This window comes from Streptococcus sp. HMSC072C09, from assembly GCF_001813105.1.
Classification (GTDB): Bacteria; Bacillota; Bacilli; order Lactobacillales; family Streptococcaceae; genus Streptococcus.
Genome location: NZ_KV811502.1, coordinates 1 through 15,950, shown reverse-complemented (window position 1 = coordinate 15,950; position 15,950 = coordinate 1). Strand labels below are relative to the sequence as shown.

15 protein-coding genes and 1 other annotated feature are annotated in these 15,950 nt (G+C 35.5%); of the genes, 11 read left to right on the top strand and 4 right to left on the bottom strand.

Annotated features, from left to right (window positions below; all coding sequences use genetic code 11):
• From HMPREF2893_RS07515 to rplL, 8 genes are all read left to right on the top strand, one after another.
• A partial coding sequence (locus HMPREF2893_RS07515) for an LPXTG cell wall anchor domain-containing protein (protein WP_148131932.1) occupies positions 1 to 1,250 on the top strand: 1,250 nt, incomplete at its 5' end.
• 146 nt (positions 1,251 to 1,396) lie between these two features.
• Positions 1,397 to 1,906, top strand: a complete 510-nt coding sequence (locus HMPREF2893_RS07510; RefSeq protein ID WP_031573107.1) for a dihydrofolate reductase — start codon at positions 1,397 to 1,399, stop codon at positions 1,904 to 1,906.
• Positions 1,907 to 2,114: 208 nt separating this feature from the next.
• Positions 2,115 to 3,347: an ATP-dependent Clp protease ATP-binding subunit ClpX gene (gene clpX / locus HMPREF2893_RS07505; protein WP_003007442.1), complete on the top strand. Its 1,233-nt coding sequence runs from the start codon at positions 2,115 to 2,117 to the stop codon at positions 3,345 to 3,347.
• An 11-nt stretch (positions 3,348 to 3,358) separates the two neighbouring features.
• Positions 3,359 to 3,961, top strand: a complete 603-nt coding sequence (yihA, locus tag HMPREF2893_RS07500; protein ID WP_003016353.1) for a ribosome biogenesis GTP-binding protein YihA/YsxC — start codon at positions 3,359 to 3,361, stop codon at positions 3,959 to 3,961.
• A 149-nt stretch (positions 3,962 to 4,110) separates the two neighbouring features.
• A complete protein-coding gene (locus HMPREF2893_RS07495; RefSeq protein WP_070675450.1) occupies positions 4,111 to 4,815 on the top strand; it encodes a glucosaminidase domain-containing protein in 705 nt (234 codons plus the stop codon).
• 166 nt (positions 4,816 to 4,981) lie between these two features.
• Positions 4,982 to 5,779: a formate/nitrite transporter family protein gene (locus HMPREF2893_RS07490; RefSeq protein ID WP_070675444.1), complete on the top strand. Its 798-nt coding sequence runs from the start codon at positions 4,982 to 4,984 to the stop codon at positions 5,777 to 5,779.
• 61 nt (positions 5,780 to 5,840) lie between these two features.
• Positions 5,841 to 5,975, top strand: a sequence feature (ribosomal protein L10 leader region).
• A 38-nt stretch (positions 5,976 to 6,013) separates the two neighbouring features.
• The gene (rplJ, locus tag HMPREF2893_RS07485; protein WP_003001722.1) at positions 6,014 to 6,514 is read left to right on the top strand and encodes a 50S ribosomal protein L10; all 501 of its coding nucleotides are present in this window, start codon (positions 6,014 to 6,016) and stop codon (positions 6,512 to 6,514) included.
• Positions 6,515 to 6,589: 75 nt separating this feature from the next.
• The gene (gene rplL / locus HMPREF2893_RS07480; RefSeq protein ID WP_003001622.1) at positions 6,590 to 6,958 is read left to right on the top strand and encodes a 50S ribosomal protein L7/L12; all 369 of its coding nucleotides are present in this window, start codon (positions 6,590 to 6,592) and stop codon (positions 6,956 to 6,958) included.
• A 204-nt stretch (positions 6,959 to 7,162) separates the two neighbouring features.
• Here the strand turns inward: rplL and HMPREF2893_RS07475 are convergent, their stop codons facing one another.
• Both HMPREF2893_RS07475 and HMPREF2893_RS07470 read right to left on the bottom strand, forming a co-directional pair.
• Positions 7,163 to 7,462 (bottom strand): hypothetical protein, encoded by a 300-nt coding sequence (locus HMPREF2893_RS07475; RefSeq protein WP_003004863.1) that lies wholly within the window; start codon positions 7,460 to 7,462, stop codon positions 7,163 to 7,165.
• A gap of 151 nt (positions 7,463 to 7,613) precedes the next feature.
• On the bottom strand, positions 7,614 to 8,579 hold the full coding sequence (locus HMPREF2893_RS07470) for a phage integrase N-terminal SAM-like domain-containing protein (protein ID WP_003004844.1): 966 nt from the start codon (positions 8,577 to 8,579) through the stop codon (positions 7,614 to 7,616).
• Between the two features lie 790 nt (positions 8,580 to 9,369).
• On the opposite strand from HMPREF2893_RS07470, the gene HMPREF2893_RS07465 reads away from it, so the two are divergent.
• Positions 9,370 to 9,789: a hypothetical protein gene (locus HMPREF2893_RS07465; protein WP_049492997.1), complete on the top strand. Its 420-nt coding sequence runs from the start codon at positions 9,370 to 9,372 to the stop codon at positions 9,787 to 9,789.
• Between the two features lie 69 nt (positions 9,790 to 9,858).
• Here HMPREF2893_RS07465 and HMPREF2893_RS07460 read toward each other — a convergent pair whose 3' ends face one another.
• The gene (locus HMPREF2893_RS07460; protein ID WP_013903620.1) at positions 9,859 to 10,185 is read right to left on the bottom strand and encodes a helix-turn-helix domain-containing protein; all 327 of its coding nucleotides are present in this window, start codon (positions 10,183 to 10,185) and stop codon (positions 9,859 to 9,861) included.
• A 160-nt stretch (positions 10,186 to 10,345) separates the two neighbouring features.
• On the opposite strand from HMPREF2893_RS07460, the gene HMPREF2893_RS07455 reads away from it, so the two are divergent.
• A complete protein-coding gene (locus tag HMPREF2893_RS07455; protein ID WP_070675442.1) occupies positions 10,346 to 14,185 on the top strand; it encodes an SEC10/PgrA surface exclusion domain-containing protein in 3,840 nt (1,279 codons plus the stop codon).
• Between the two features lie 142 nt (positions 14,186 to 14,327).
• Positions 14,328 to 14,699, top strand: coding sequence for a hypothetical protein (locus tag HMPREF2893_RS07450; protein ID WP_003004846.1), 372 nt, complete (start codon positions 14,328 to 14,330; stop codon positions 14,697 to 14,699).
• Positions 14,700 to 14,986: 287 nt separating this feature from the next.
• Here the strand turns inward: HMPREF2893_RS07450 and HMPREF2893_RS07445 are convergent, their stop codons facing one another.
• On the bottom strand, positions 14,987 to 15,454 hold the full coding sequence (locus tag HMPREF2893_RS07445; protein ID WP_003004973.1) for an 8-oxo-dGTP diphosphatase: 468 nt from the start codon (positions 15,452 to 15,454) through the stop codon (positions 14,987 to 14,989).
• Positions 15,455 to 15,950: the final 496 nt, after the last annotated feature.

Below are 15,950 nucleotides of genomic sequence, written 5' to 3'. Positions count from 1 at the left end.
AAGATAAGAACGGAACCAAAGCTTCCGCAACTTATACACCAACAGTAACTCCTGTGACTCCAACAGCTGATCCTGCAACATCTACAGATATCCAAGGTCAAACACAAACTGGTAAACCAAGCTTCACGCCTGGTAACCCAAGTGTACCAATGGATGATGATGTACCAGCAACCTTTGAAGATGGATCAACTACTAAAGTTATTCCAGGAGAAGGAACTTACACCGTTTCTCCAGACGGAACTGTAACCTTTGTACCAGAAAAATCATTCACAGGAACAGGTACAGGCGTAACCGTGAAACGTGTTGATAAGAACGGTACATCAATTACCGCTACTTACACACCAACAGTAACACCAGTTACACCAACTGCAGAATCAGTTACTTCAATTGGTAAGAAGGGTCAAACCCAAACAGGCAAACCAACCTTCACAGAAGGTGATAGCCGTGTACCAATGAATGACAAGGTTCCAGCAACCTTTGAAGATGGTTCAACTACGAAGACAATTCCAGGTGTTGGTACTTACACAGTAGCAGCAGACGGAACAGTAACATTCACTCCAGAACCTGAATTCACAGGAACTGCACCAGCAGTGACAGTGGTTCGTGAAGATGTGAACGGAACAAAAGCTTCTGCAACTTACACACCAACTGTCCTTCCAATCACTAAGTTTGTTGATAAAGAAGGTAAGGAAATCCCAGGATATCCTACAGTTGATGGAGAAGAACCAAAAGCTGAAATTCCAGGTTACCGCTTTGTGGAAACGAAGAAATTGCCTAATGGTGATACAGAACACGTCTATGAAAAAGTTACGACTTCATATGTAGACGAAAATGGGGACCCAATCCCAGGTAACCCAACAGAAGATGGAGAACAACCGAAGAAGGATATCCCAGGTTATGACTTCGTGAAGACTGTTGTAGATAAAGATGGAAACACTCAACATATCTACAAGAAGACTGTGACACCAACTCCAATGCCGGATCCAACTCCGACACCAGAGCCACAGCCACAGCCTACTCCACAGCCTACTCCACAACCACAACCTACTCCACAACCAAAACCAGAAGAACCAACGATTCCTGTCGTTCCAGAAACGAAAGAAGAAGTGAAGTATATCGATCCACAAAATCCTACTGCACAACTTCCAAACACAGGAACAAAAGAATCTTCTACTGCTGGTCTTGCAATCTTTAGTGCTTTAGCAGGTCTGTCATTATTCGGATTTGCAAAACGCAAAAAAGAAGACTAAGCTAACTTGTGGCTAAGAAAAACCGCGAAAATCTCGCGGTTTTTTTCTGTTTGTATTTAAAAAATATCCTCCAAACTAGATAGTTGAAATCAGTCTTTTATAAGAAAATTTGATAAAATAGAAGTATCAGTGTAAAGGATGAGAGAATGAAAAAGATAATTGGTATCTGGGCTCAAACTGAAAATGGCATTATTGGAAAGGACCAAGTCATGCCTTGGCATCTGCCAGCTGAGCTTCAACATTTCAAAGAAACAACCATGGGACAAGCCATTCTCATGGGAAGAGTGACCTTTGATGGTATGAAAAAACGGGTTCTACCAGGTCGGACTAGTATTATCTTAACGCAAGATCAAGCCTATGATCCTGAAAACGATGCTGTACTCGTCATGCACAGCAAAGAAGAAGTCTTGGAGTGGTACCAGAACCAAGAGAAGAATCTTTACATTATTGGAGGCAGTCAGATTTTAAAGCTCTTCTCTGACCAGTTAGAAGAATTGATCCAGACCATGATTCATGCAACGATTGATGGAGATACATTGGCACCAAAATTTGAAGAGAACCGCTATGAAAGAGTCCGTCAAGTCCATCATCCGAAAGATGAGAAGAACCCATATGATTTTACGGTCAACTATTATAAGAGAAAGGATTTAGACTAATGGAGCGAAGTGTCTTTGGTTTTTTTACAGCTGTCCTATGTGTCATCTGTTTGATTTGCGCCTTACAAACCTTTCGTAAAAAACGGTTTGGCCTCGCTATTTTATTCTTACTAAATGCTTTTACCAATCTTGTGAATTCCATTCACGCCTTTTACATGACCTTATTTTAAACTAAATAGAAACAGAAAATGACAGAAAGAGGAAATACATGCCAACGAATCAAAATAATGATATGATGGTTTATTGTTCATTTTGCGGAAAGAGTCAAGATGAAGTCCAAAAAATCATTGCAGGAAACAATGCGTTTATCTGTAATGAATGTGTAGAGTTAGCACAAGAAATTATCCGCGAGGAGCTAGCAGAAGAAGTTCTTGCAGACCTTAGCGAAGTTCCAAAACCAATCGAATTGCTCAATATCTTGAACCACTATGTGATCGGTCAAGATCGTGCCAAACGTGCCCTTGCTGTAGCGGTATACAACCACTACAAACGCATCAACTTCCACGATACGCGCGAAGACGAGACAGATGTTGAATTGCAAAAATCAAACATCCTCATGATCGGCCCTACTGGTTCAGGTAAGACTTTCTTGGCCCAAACCTTAGCACGTAGCTTGAATGTCCCATTTGCCATTGCAGATGCAACAGCCTTGACAGAAGCTGGTTATGTGGGTGAAGACGTTGAAAATATTCTTTTGAAACTTCTTCAAGCGGCTGATTTCAACATCGAACGTGCTGAACGAGGAATTATCTATGTCGATGAAATCGATAAGATCGCTAAGAAGAGTGAAAATGTTTCTATCACACGTGACGTTTCTGGTGAAGGGGTACAACAAGCCCTCTTGAAGATTATCGAAGGAACTGTCGCTAGTGTCCCACCACAAGGTGGACGCAAACACCCACAACAAGAGATGATCCAAGTGGATACCAAGAATATTCTCTTCATCGTGGGTGGGGCTTTTGACGGGATCGAAGAAATTGTCAAACAACGTCTCGGTGAAAAAGTCATCGGTTTCGGTAAGAACAATAAAGCTATTGATGAATCAAGCTCTTACATGCAAGAAATCGTAGCAGAAGATATTCAAAAATTCGGGATTATCCCAGAATTGATCGGACGTCTTCCAGTCTTTGCTGCTCTTGAGCAATTGACAGTTGACGACCTTGTCCGTATCTTGAAAGAGCCACGCAATGCCTTGGTAAAACAATATCAAACCTTGCTCTCTTATGATAATGTTGAATTGGAATTCGATGATGAAGCCCTTCAAGAGATTGCCAATAAAGCCATCGAAAGAAAAACAGGAGCTCGTGGACTTCGTTCGATTATCGAAGAAACGATGATGGATGTCATGTTTGAAATTCCAAGTCAAGAAAATGTCAAACTTGTTCGAATTACAAAAGAAGCTGTAGATGGAACTGAAAAACCAATTCTCGAAACAGCCTAGAAAGATAAAATATGGAAATTAACACACATAATGCGGATATCCTCTTAAGCGCTGCAAATAAGAGTCATTATCCTCAAGATGAGATTCCAGAAGTTGCACTTGCCGGTCGATCCAATGTCGGCAAGTCTTCTTTTATTAATACTCTCTTAAATCGAAAAAACCTGGCCAGAACATCTGGGAAACCAGGAAAAACTCAATTGCTCAATTTCTTTAATATCGATGATAAACTCCGTTTGGTAGACGTACCTGGTTATGGCTATGCACGTGTCTCTAAAAAAGAGCGAGAGAAGTGGGGGCGGATGATTGAAGAATATCTCACTAGCCGGGAGAACTTAAAAGCAGTCGTTAGCCTAGTTGATTTTCGTCATGAACCTTCAGCAGATGATGTTCAAATGTATGAATTCTTAAAGTATTATGAGATCCCTGTAATCTTGGTAGCAACTAAGGCAGATAAGATTCCACGTGGAAAATGGAACAAACACGAATCGATCATCAAGAAAAAACTAGATTTTGATCCAGCTGACACATTTATCGTCTTTTCTTCTGTAACCAGGGAAGGACTAGAGAAGTCATGGGATGCTATTTTAGAAAATGCGTTTTACGAAATAAATTGAAATGACATGAAAATGTCATTTTTGTTTTGGATTTATCTCGCAATTGTAATACAAGTGTAATATAAGTATCTTTGTTTTCTTCTTTTTATATGGTATAATCTCTTTAAAGATAAAAGATGAAAAAAAATTAATTGGAGATAAATTGTATTATGAAAAAGAAAATACGGAATAAAACGAAATTGTTTGGTTTGTTCGTTTCTGTATTAGCAGTGGGGACATTTGCCGCTGCTATGAGCGAGCACGTCACATCAGTTGATGCTAATGATGGAACTTACCAAGCTTACTCAGACCCTACTGAAGCTTTCATCTCACAAATTGGTGAGTCAGCTCGTCAGCTTGGTCAAGAGAATGACCTTTATGCTTCCGTTATGATCGCACAAGCCATCCTTGAAAGTGGATCAGGTCAGTCTGGCTTATCTTCTTATCCGCATTACAACCTTTTCGGGATTAAAGGAAGTTATGCTGGTCAATCAGCAGTGATGCAAACTTGGGAAGATGACGGTGCTGGAAATGCTTATACGATTAATGACGCATTTCGTTCTTACCCATCTTACTATGAATCATTGCAAGACTATGTAGCTGTTTTGAAACAAGGACATTTTGCAGGTGCTTGGAAGAGCAACACCTCTAGTTATCAAGATGCAACAGCAGCGTTGACAGGGGTTTATGCGACAGACACAAGCTACTATGCAAAACTTAATAACATCATTGAAACTTATAATTTAACTCAATACGATTCACCAAATGTTCAAGGTGGTATTACAGGTTCGGTATACAATCCATATCGTCAACAGTTCACTTCACAAGAAATCTTGAATTTGGATATCGCTTGGGCGAACCGTTTGAATTATTAAAACTAAAACAGGCATCTGCCTGTTTTTTTATTTGTTTTTAGCACACATTAATATTCGATATAAAACGTATGTGTTAAAAAATAATAATTCTCCCTGAAAACCTTTTCAAACTTTTCTCTCTATGATATAATGATTTTGTTCACAAACATTATATAAGGAGAATATTATGTCTGAATCTAATTTTATTCAAAAAGTTGGAGCGGCGTGTAATAAGAAGGAAGATCTCTATCAGAAATCTAAAACTCGCTATGCAGTCCGTTCTATTTTTGCTGGAGGATTTCTTACTTTAAGTACGGCGGTCGGAGCAGTTGCTGCAGACTTGTTGAATACCTTCGTACCTGGATCAGGTCGTTTTCTATTTCCATTCGTCTTTGCTTGGGGGCTCGTTTACCTCCTATTCTTAAATGCGGAATTAACCACATCAAATATGATGTATCTGACGGCGGGTACCTATCTAAAGAAAATTCATTGGAAGAAAGCTTTGGAGATTCTTCTTTATTGTACCTTCTTTAATTTAATTGGTGCTTTAATCGTAGCTTTTCTGTTCAATCAAACCACAGCCTTTGCTCATATCGATCCAAAAGGATTCCTAGCCACTGTTGCAGAAAATAAACTCCAACGGAGCAATCAAGTGGTCTTCTTTGAAGGTGTCATTGCCAATGTTTTTGTAAATATTGCTATTCTTTCTTATCTATATTTTAAAGATGAAACAGCGAAGGTGCTCTTAGCCCTATCTGCTATTTATATGTTTGTCTTTATGACCAATGAACACTTGGCGGCTAATTTTGCTTCTTTCTCATTATTAAGCTTTAATTCAGTATCTAGCCAATTGCCACATTTTGAATTTTTAAATATTTTACGTCACTATGGTGTTACCTTCTTTGCCAACTGGGTAGGAGGAGGAGTCCTAATGGGACTAGCCTATGCTTGGTTGAATAATATTAAGAGTCTTTACAACGACTAAAAAATATAAAAAAAGTTTGCAAAAGTACTTGCATTCTTTTTTTATATGTGATAAACTAATTTACGGTTTGAAAAAACTGCCTAAGACAGTAGGGGAGCTCGACTCATAAAAATCCTACCGAGGACAAAACGTATCAATTAAAAGAAGCGTATTGTACTTTCGTGTCTAGGTTTGGGCGCGTTTTTCTTTTGGAAAAATTCCCCAAGCAAAATAATTACGGAGGTGAACACACTAATGAGTGAAGCAATTATTGCTAAAAAAGCGGAACTTGTTGACGTGGTAGCTGAAAAAATGAAAGCTGCTGCATCAATCGTCGTTGTAGATTCTCGCGGTTTGACAGTTGAGCAAGATACAGTTCTCCGTCGCAACCTTCGCGGAAGCGAAGTTGAGTTTAAAGTTATCAAAAACTCAATCTTGCGTCGTGCAGCTGAAAAAGCTGGTCTTGAAGATCTTGCATCTGTATTCGTTGGACCTTCTGCAGTAGCATTTTCTAACGAAGATGTTATCGCACCTGCGAAAATCTTGAACGATTTTGCAAAAGACGCTGAAGCACTTGAAATCAAAGGTGGTGCAATCGAAGGCGCTGTCGCATCTAAAGAAGAGATTCTTGCACTTGCAACTCTTCCAAACCGCGAAGGACTTCTTTCTATGCTCCTTTCTGTACTTCAAGCGCCAGTGCGCAACGTTGCTCTTGCAGTCAAAGCGGTTGCAGACAACAAAGAAGACGCAGCTTAATCTTAAGCTACGCAGCGTAGCCTAGCTACAAAAAAATAAAAACATAAAATTAAAACTTATTTGGAGGAAATAACAATGGCATTGAACATTGAAAACATTATTGCTGAAATTAAAGAAGCTTCAATCCTTGAATTGAACGACCTTGTAAAAGCTATCGAAGAAGAATTTGGTGTAACTGCAGCTGCTCCTGTAGCTGTTGCTGCAGCTGGTGCTGCTGACGCAGGTGCTGCTAAAGATTCATTCGATATCGAATTGACATCTGCAGGCGACAAGAAAGTCGGCGTTATCAAAGTTGTACGTGAAATCACTGGTCTTGGTCTTAAAGAAGCTAAAGAACTTGTTGATGGTGCACCTGGCGTTATCAAAGAAGGTGTTGCTGCAGCTGAAGCTGAAGAAATCAAAGGTAAATTGGAAGAAGCTGGAGCTTCAGTTACTCTTAAATAATAGAGTAACGCAAATTGAATGCGAAAGCCTAGTATATTAAGGTTAAGAATTGCTTAAGGTGATTTAAATCTTAAAGAGGGGAGTTATTCCCCACCAAATCCCCGCCAAGTTAGATCTTGGCGGGGATTTTTTTCTACAACAAAATAGACTATATAATCCCTTTGTTAGTTTTACCTTATGCAGAAAGCATGGTGATGTTTTAAACTAAATCCAATCATCGCCTTCAACTGGTGCATATGCCCACCACACCCAAGCTAAACCAAGATCAGTAGCTTGAATAATACTATTTCGCATAGTAATTAAATTATGATAAAGTGCAAAATCAATGTATTCATCTAACTGATTTCTTTTATCAGCATAGCCTTCTTCAATTAATTTTGAGATTGATTCAGGTGAACTAACGTATTCTAAAAAGCTAGTGAAGTAGGTATCTGTTATTAATTTTTCACGAATTTCAAAATTTGAACCTTTGAATTCTCTTTGTAACTGATTTTTAATTGACATCTTTTTCTCCTTTAAATTTATACCATGTCTGTAAAATGTGTTAAAACTATTAGCCATACAACAACCCATATTTTAAGTATGCCATAAAAACGTCGAAAAACTGTTTTTTTCCGTTTTTTTTTCTTCATTTTTTAGTCGAAAATGAAATACTTTAAAGAATATAGTTGGTCACTGTAACGGATAGACGCCAGTGGGAAAGATGGAAGACCGAGACAGCCATCAAGGCTAAACGATTATATTTTGTAGGCAGGGCTGAATTTAAGGCTTTTTTATAGTTTGATCCACGAATTTTATAAGGTTCATCTCTTAGTTCATTAATGAAGTTTTTCTTTTGTTTTTCAAATTTCTTTAATGATTTATCCCTTAAATTTTGGTGACCAACCTCCCAACGTTCTATTAAAAAATTTTTTAAATTCACCTTGAAATTTGGATTATCTTGGAGTTTCTTCAAGTAGAAGTAATAACACTCTCTTGCATGTTGAGCTCGCATCCCATGTAGATTGATTAGATTATTCATTTCCACATCTGTAAAGATATAATCATCCTCTTGTTTATTTTTAAAAGTATCGAGGACTACTGGAACATCTTGAGGAAGAATAAGTTGAGGTTGAAATTTTCCTCCCTTCCCACGCTGAACTAAAACATAGTAATTTCCATTATTATCTTTTCGAATATCTTTTCCTTTTAATTTTTTTAATTCGGATCTACGAATCCCAACTGCCCTCTGAAAATTAACCAGCCGAGAGAAGCGAGAGTCTGTTTCTTGATGTTTACCTTGTGAGTTTTTTGATTTTACACGACCTCGGATAATTTTGTCACTTGAACGCTTGTCTTTTCTAATTCTATTCATATTGATATCAACTGCTTTGCAGATAGGTGCTAAATAAGTATGAATTGTAGCAACAGAGTATTGCTTTGGATCATCATTTAGATCTAGTTGATATAGTTGAATCGCTTCTTCAGTAATATCTGATTTTTTCCTAATGTTGTGTTCTTTAGCCCACTTTGTGAAGCGAGTAATTGCTCTTTTATAGCTTGTCCTCGTTCGATTGTTTGTGATATTTTTTGAAGCTGCAATAAATAAATCGTGCTTGAGGGAATTTCTTTTTCTTGGCATTATACATTCCTTTCTATCTAAAATAGTACATATTATTGTTAAACTGCCTCCCACCCTTTTTTTAAAAGCTGGGTATGCTTTTGATTCTTCCCATCGAGGCTAACTCTTGAAGTTTAATGTTTTCGATAGATTTTCAGTACTCACCGTGATCTATGTTTGGAAGGATCATAAAGATGTCATTGCTTGTTCGAGCTAATAAAACTTTTCTATTTTACTTTTTTTATTACATTATTTTTTTACTTTGCTAAACTAGTTATTTTTTTAGTTTTTACTTTTATTTTTACCTTTTTTATTTTACCTTAAACACGTTTTTCTTTACTTTTTTATCTACTAAATGGTTATTCTTTACTTCATGTTATTCAGTAGAGAATAACCATTTAGATTTTCTTTCTTTTTTTCTTAGTTTTTTCCTTTGCAATGACTAGCATATGAGAAATAAGTATGTTAACCGTGTCCGGTAACAAACTTTCTCCCATATGACTAATGGCTCTACTTATTCAATTCAATTTAATTTATAATAATAGTATGCCATATTTTTATAAAAATAAAGATAGAAGAAAAACATCGTTATTTTAGGAGTGGAAATGTTGTTTTTATTTTTACAAAAAAATGGCATAATAATAGTATAGATAAAAAAAGGCAGTGGTGAACTGTCTTTTTTTGTTCCTTAAAAAAAGGGGGTAGCAGATGCTCAAGAACAATCGTTTAATAATAATATTAAAGAGAGTAAGGCCACCGTGAAAATTCACGAATGAAAAATATTTTTTAATAATAATCGGAGGAAAACAAAATGAAAACGTATAAAAACCATGTGATTAATTTAACCCAACAATATCTTACAGAGTTAATTAATCACAATGAAGAAGTCAATATTAGAATGTTTTATTCAACATTTGAAGAGGATCAGTATATCTCAATCTTGAATGAGCAGGATCAAGAAGTGTCTTTCAATTTTGTAAATGATAGCATTGAAATTGAATTGATTGATCCATTGTGTGAGAAAATTTTGATTACATTTGATACTGTAGAACAGACAGCCAAAGTTCATCGAGTATTTAAATTTCTCTTAGATTTGTTTTTTAAATTCAATTGGCATGAATCAATTGCAGCTTTATCAGTAGCAGATTTCTGGGAATTAATCAAGAATTACGAGAATGATAACCTCGATATGACGTTTGGTTACCCAAGAATCGCAGGCTCCAATAGCTAATAACCATATTTTTACGCACAAAAAGAGTGGGAAAGGAATCGTTTTTATACTTATCCTTTTCCACTCTTTTTATTTTGTCTCGTTAATAATTGTGTTAATAGCTGAAATGACTTTATTTTGTTTGTACTCTGGTAAAGATTTGATAGTGTCGATAAGCTGTGCTAAGTCAGTACTTTCTTCTTTAAGTGTTAAATCAAAAAAAGTTTGTAGATCAACATTCAACGCATCTATAATTTTCTCCAGAGTACTAATTTTTATATTGGGCTCTAAATTTTCTAACTTATACGCGTAATTGGTACCAAGATCTGCTTTTTCTTCTAATTGTTCCTGAGTCATTCCTGACTGGGTCCGCAGAATCCGTATTCGTTTGCTTATATACTTTTGTAATTCTGACATTGCTCACCTCTTAAGACTATTTTACAGCCTTATAAGGTTAGGTTCTAGTTCTTAAAAGGTTGGTTACAACTTTACAAAGTTGCTAAAATATAGTATAATTCGGTTGTTTATAATTATATAGTGATAATTTGCTCAATACTCTATCATAAAGGTGGGAATTATGAAAAAGAAAACGATCAAAGCAACTGTATCTGCTGTATCAATAGCTACAGCTTTTGCGGGAATTTCCGTTGTACAAGCGGATGAAGTAACTGCAACTCAGCCAAATGAGTCAACATTAAGTACTGGATCGACAACTTCTTCGTCTACAAATATAAAACAAGTAGACGGAGTATTTGTACATAATGGAGTTGCAACTGTAACGAAAACGCCAACTTCTGAAGTTGTAGAAGAAGCAAGAACGATCAAGGAAGAAACGGATCAATCGGTTTCAAATCAAGAAAGTGCATTAGAAGACGCTAAGACTTCGGAAGCAGTCGCTGGATCAAAAGTTTCCAAAGAAAGTGTTAACTTAAAGAATGCTGAAGCAAATAAAGAATCAGCTACGCCTGAAAAAATTGAAAAAACCAAGAATGAAATATCAGAAGTAAAAGCTGATATTGAGAAAAAGGAAACTTCACAAAAAGATGCAACTGATAAAGTTCTAGAAGCTGAGAAGAAACGTAATCAGCAATCAGAGGTTATTAAAAAAGATCAAGATAAAATTTCAGAGCAAGAAAAGAAAGTTTCGACAGCTGAGGAAGCAGTAGAAACTGCACAAAAAAATCTTGATGGTACTGGAGCATCGGAAATCATTGCTGAAAGAGACAAAGCAAAAAGTGATGTAGCTGAAAAAGAATCAGCAGAAGAATCAGCGAAAAAGGCTTTGGAAAATGCTATTAGCGAAGACAAAAATAAAGCTGAAGAACTCAGTAAAGCTTCAGCTGATGAAAAAACGCAACTTAGTGCTAGTCAGGTTTCTGCTAAACAATTAGCAGATGCTAAAAAGGTTGCAGAAGAAGCAGCGAGTGCATTAGTGAAGGCTCAAAAAGAGAAAGAAACTGCTCAGAAAGTTTTAGACGGTACTGGCGTTGAAGAAATTGTAGCAGAACGTGATGCTGCTAAAATAAATTTAGATGCTAAAACAGCAACTGAAAATACAGCAAAACAGGAACTCGATCGTGCCAAAGAAGCGGATGATAAAAAAGCTACTGCACTAAAAAATGCAAAGTCTGTCGAAACAGATCAAATAAAGAAAAGCCAAGAAACGGCGAAAAACTTGTCATCTGCTGAGGAAAAACAAAAACAAGCACAAGAGAATCTAAAGAAAGCTCAAGAAAATAAGGTATCAGCGCAAAGTAATCTTGATGCTTCTGAATCACAACTTGCCCAAACAATTGCAAATCGTGATAGTAAAGCAAATGATTTAGCAAATAAACAAAATAGTAAGATTCGTGCAGAAGAAGAGCTCAAAACAGCTAAACAAAATGATGCTAAAAAAGCTTCAGAAATTTCAGCTTTAACTACTAAGAAAAACCAAGAAGAGGCTAAAGTAAATGAAACTTCAAATGAGCTAGCGAGTGCAACATCAGTAGCTCAGGAAGCAAAAGAGAATAAAGAGAAGGCTGATCAAGCAGTTGAAATGCTGAATCAACAAATTGCAGCAATTAAAAATCTCACTATTCCTCAATTGCCTCAAGATGTCATTGATGCCTATAAGGCTTACCTTGCTGATGACTCAGACGCAAATAAAAATGCCTTAAACGACGTTATTCAAAAATGGTTCAAAGATAGTAAATATGATTTTGGAACTGCATTAACAGAATATTCCCCTGAACACCAAAATATATTCATAAAGGAATGGTCAAACAAGGATATTGTTTTGCCGATCGATGATTCAGTCGTAGATTTAGACAATTTAACTGACAAGCAAATTGAAGCTTTGAGCCAATATTATGCACTTCTCGCCAACAATCTGCAAGACCAAGTTTGGGGTAGTCATCATTATATTGTCACTGAAGAATCTGTTCAGGGTGTCAAAAACATTGCAAAAGCCTATGCTGAAGAAAATAAACCATATAGCACAAGTCACAGCGATACTGCTTTAGCGAAAGATGGATTAGATTCCATCGTATGGACTGGAGAAAACATGAGCTATGATAATACTTTGCTTGGTTATGGTGCGTATTATTCAGAAGCTAAAGAAACTCGTAAAGCAACAATGTCTCAATTGTATCGTGAGGTATATGATGCTGTAATTAGTTTTATGACAAATGATGTTCATGCTTATTTTGGACATATGAAACTTATGATTGGGCAGAAAGCTCCTACAAATATTCGGGCAATTGGAGCTGCAAATAGTTTCACACCAAGTGGTGTTGGACGCATGCACTTTATTGAATTCAAAGGTCAAGATGCACATCTTGAATATGTTAAAGATGAACAAACTGGTGAATACCATTTTGTAACTGTTGACGATTATTATGATAAAGGGATTGCTAAACCTCTAGCTACTCCATTTGATACTTCAAAAATGGAAGATGAATTAACAGCTGCTAAAGCTAAGCAGACTACAGCAAATACGGCAAATGATTCTGCACAGAATCGTTTGAAAAAAGCTAAATCAGAAAACGATAAAAGTACAAAAGCTCTCAAAGAAACGACAGCAAAATTAGATGCTCTGAAAGCTACTCCTGATCAAACACCTGCAGCTACTACTAAATTGGAAATCGCTACACAAAATTATAATGAAGCCCAAACCCAATTTAATAAGGCTCAAGATGCACTTGATCAATTAAATGCTGATATTCAAAGCAAGCGTCAAGCTTTAGCAAATGCAAAAGATAATTTAGACCAGGCCACAACAGCAGAAGTAAAAGCTAAATCTGATCTTGAAAAAGCAAAAGTAGAAAATCAAAATGCAAATCAAAATCTGAAACAAACTCAAAAACTAGTAGCAGAATTGATGTCAGTTCCTGATCAAACTCCAGATGCACAGAAGAAATACGACAATGCGAAACAACAAAAAGAAGAAGCTGAAACAAGATATATCAAAGCTCAAACAGCTTTAGATAACTTAAATGCAGACCTTCAAGTTAAGCAAAAAGCATTAGAAACTGCAAAAGAGGAGCTTGAGAAAGCAAAAGCAACAGATAAGACTGCAAGAAACAATTTAGATGAAGTAACAAAAATTCATGAAAAACATTTGGCAGCCTTAAATACTACACGTCAAACGATTGCAAGATTAAACTCAATCTCAGATAAGACGCCTCTTGCACAAAAGAATCTAGATGAAGCTTCTCAACAATTGATTGCTGCCAAGACTCGTTATGCAAAAGCCCAAACAGCGGTTGAAAATCTAAATGCAGATATTCAAACAAAACAAAAAGTTTTAGCAGATGCGCGTGCAGAATTGGATAAAGAACTTAAAGTTCTTTCAGATCTGAAAGCTGTAAAAGCTACAGATGAAGCAGAACTCAGAAACCGTCAGAATAAGGTTGAAGAGTTAAAAGCTAAAGAAAGTCAAATAAAGAATGAAATTTCTAAAGTAAAGACTAATTTAGTTGCTTTAGAAACACTTTTGGATCATCTTGAAAATGCTGATGTATATTTGAAAAAAGCAAAAGAAGCATATGATAATGCAGTTGAAGAGCACCGTTTAGCACTTGAGAATGTAGCAAGAGAGGAAGCTAAACTTAAATCACTTCTACAAGATCAATTAGATGCAACTGCGCAATATGAAGCAGTTAGGGAAGCCTATTTAAATACTCGTACAAGACAAAGCGAAGTCTTTAACGATAAAGTAGATCACAAGATGATTTCTCTGAATCCTGCGTTAGAAAAGAGTATACCAGAAAGTACTTCTAATGAACGAGTATATAGCTATGCTGGAAATCAAGCTAAATATGCTGCAAATAGAGCCTTGCCTAATACAAGTTCAATTGAGAATTGGTTAGTGTTTGCAATGGGAATTGTTCTTTGTAGTTTTGGTATTTCAGTATCACGGAAACATCGTGATTAATAAAAGTTGGTTAAGTATTTCTTATTGTAGTAGTGAAAAAAAGTTTATCATTCAAAATTTGATTTTTTACTAATAATTTTAGTGAAATTAAGTATATGAAAAAAATAATAAATATCTTTAGATATTTATAGGAGGAAAAATAATGAAAAAAATTATTGCTTTAGTTGTTTTAGTACTTGCGGTTGCAGGTGGGGTATTCTTTTTCTTGAATCAAAATTCAGGACCAGAGAAGCAAATTATTGGAACTTGGTATGATAGTAAACACGATTCAACTATCGTTTTCAATAGCGATAAAACACTAGAAGTAACAAATAATAAAGACGAATCTAGAGATGGAACTTGGAAAATCGCTGGGAAATACGTCAAATTAAAGGTTTCTAGTGCAGCGAGTGCTAAAGCTGAATTACCTGGAAAAGATGAAAAAGAAGTTAAATATTTAAAGATTCAATTTAATTCAATTGAAACTGTTAACAGTGATTTTCGTGTAGCAGACGGAACTTTTGAAAAACAGTAATATAATTTAAGTATCTATTTTAAATATACGTGAAATTATCGCAACTGAAATCGGAATAAGAAAATTGATGCAATAGAATATAGAGAAAGCCTTGGAATGATTCCAAGGCTTTTTAGCTATCTATAGATACAAGGAAAAAGTTGCTAGAGTAGATGATTTTATTAGATACCCTTGTTTTGTAAAATATTAAACTATATGTTATTAAAGACAGATTGTATTGAGTACTGAATTATACAAAAATTACTAATGGATTGAGAATTTTGCATTTGATTATACTGTAGAGAATATTAGTCAAATAAAATTGTTTTATTTTCGCTAATGCATTTCTTATTATCATCCCAATAGTTAATACTTTCAAAGCTTCCTTTTCTTAAATAAAGGGGTAGCCTTTTTCTTATTTCATCTTGCATTGGTATTTTATCGATTTCTTTTAGATTCCACCATTTTGGCTCACCTTCATCAGATGTGCTTAGTTCACCAGTAAACTGAGTACATAAAAAGTCATAGAAGACAAATCTCTCATTACCAATTGAATTAGTAAAGCCTGAAATTCCTTTTAATTCAAGATTTAATGCGGTAAGTCCAGTCTCTTCCTTAAGTTCCCGTAATGCAGCTTCAAAAAAACTTTCAGGAAATTCAACTTTTCCACCCGGTGGAATCCAGCCAGGAAAATTATCGTGCTGTCTATTAAGTAATAAAATTTCTTGATTTTTCAAAACGCAAATGTTAACCCAGTTTTTGATTTTTTCAGTCATATTATTAGCCTCCAACAAGTATTTTTTCATATACAAGTCTATATGTCAAGAACTATAAGCTATTTATGATTGTGACAAATGTATCTCAGCCAAAGATTAATAATTTTCACGCAATAGCTGATTAACTCTCAGATATGACGATAAAATAATTTTTACAAGACTAGTTAACTTTATTATACTGTAATTTTATACTTTCGATATTGTACTTATCTAAGGTACTTTTTAATTTTTCTATAAAGTACTGTTGTTCTTTAGTAAATGGATTAGGTCTACTCAAAAAAACTCTTATTTTTTTATTATTCACGCCAGATTTCTCCTACCGATAACTATTTATTATCACTAGTATATCATAGATTCATATCTCCAATATGTTTCCAACAGTAACTTTTTATTATGATGGATGAGATGAACACTTACGGGGGAAAACTCAGAATATCATTAAAAGTTTAAACTTTTCTAAACTTTTGAATATTCATTGACCAGACTTATTTTTAGA

Excerpts from the sequence above, each read along its gene's own strand:
- yihA (WP_003016353.1), top strand. The coding sequence starts at position 3,359 with ATGGAAATTAACACACATAATGCGGATATCCTCTTAAGCGCTGCAAAT.
- HMPREF2893_RS07465 (WP_049492997.1), top strand. The coding sequence starts at position 9,370 with ATGAAAACGTATAAAAACCATGTGATTAATTTAACCCAACAATATCTT.
- HMPREF2893_RS07475 (WP_003004863.1), bottom strand. The coding sequence starts at position 7,462 with ATGTCAATTAAAAATCAGTTACAAAGAGAATTCAAAGGTTCAAATTTT.
- HMPREF2893_RS07510 (WP_031573107.1), top strand. The coding sequence starts at position 1,397 with ATGAAAAAGATAATTGGTATCTGGGCTCAAACTGAAAATGGCATTATT.
- HMPREF2893_RS07445 (WP_003004973.1), bottom strand. The coding sequence starts at position 15,454 with ATGACTGAAAAAATCAAAAACTGGGTTAACATTTGCGTTTTGAAAAAT.
- HMPREF2893_RS07490 (WP_070675444.1), top strand. The coding sequence starts at position 4,982 with ATGTCTGAATCTAATTTTATTCAAAAAGTTGGAGCGGCGTGTAATAAG.
- HMPREF2893_RS07455 (WP_070675442.1), top strand. The coding sequence starts at position 10,346 with ATGAAAAAGAAAACGATCAAAGCAACTGTATCTGCTGTATCAATAGCT.
- HMPREF2893_RS07495 (WP_070675450.1), top strand. The coding sequence starts at position 4,111 with ATGAAAAAGAAAATACGGAATAAAACGAAATTGTTTGGTTTGTTCGTT.
- HMPREF2893_RS07460 (WP_013903620.1), bottom strand. The coding sequence starts at position 10,185 with ATGTCAGAATTACAAAAGTATATAAGCAAACGAATACGGATTCTGCGG.
- HMPREF2893_RS07470 (WP_003004844.1), bottom strand. The coding sequence starts at position 8,579 with ATGCCAAGAAAAAGAAATTCCCTCAAGCACGATTTATTTATTGCAGCT.
- clpX (WP_003007442.1), top strand. The coding sequence starts at position 2,115 with ATGCCAACGAATCAAAATAATGATATGATGGTTTATTGTTCATTTTGC.
- rplL (WP_003001622.1), top strand. The coding sequence starts at position 6,590 with ATGGCATTGAACATTGAAAACATTATTGCTGAAATTAAAGAAGCTTCA.
- rplJ (WP_003001722.1), top strand. The coding sequence starts at position 6,014 with ATGAGTGAAGCAATTATTGCTAAAAAAGCGGAACTTGTTGACGTGGTA.
- HMPREF2893_RS07450 (WP_003004846.1), top strand. The coding sequence starts at position 14,328 with ATGAAAAAAATTATTGCTTTAGTTGTTTTAGTACTTGCGGTTGCAGGT.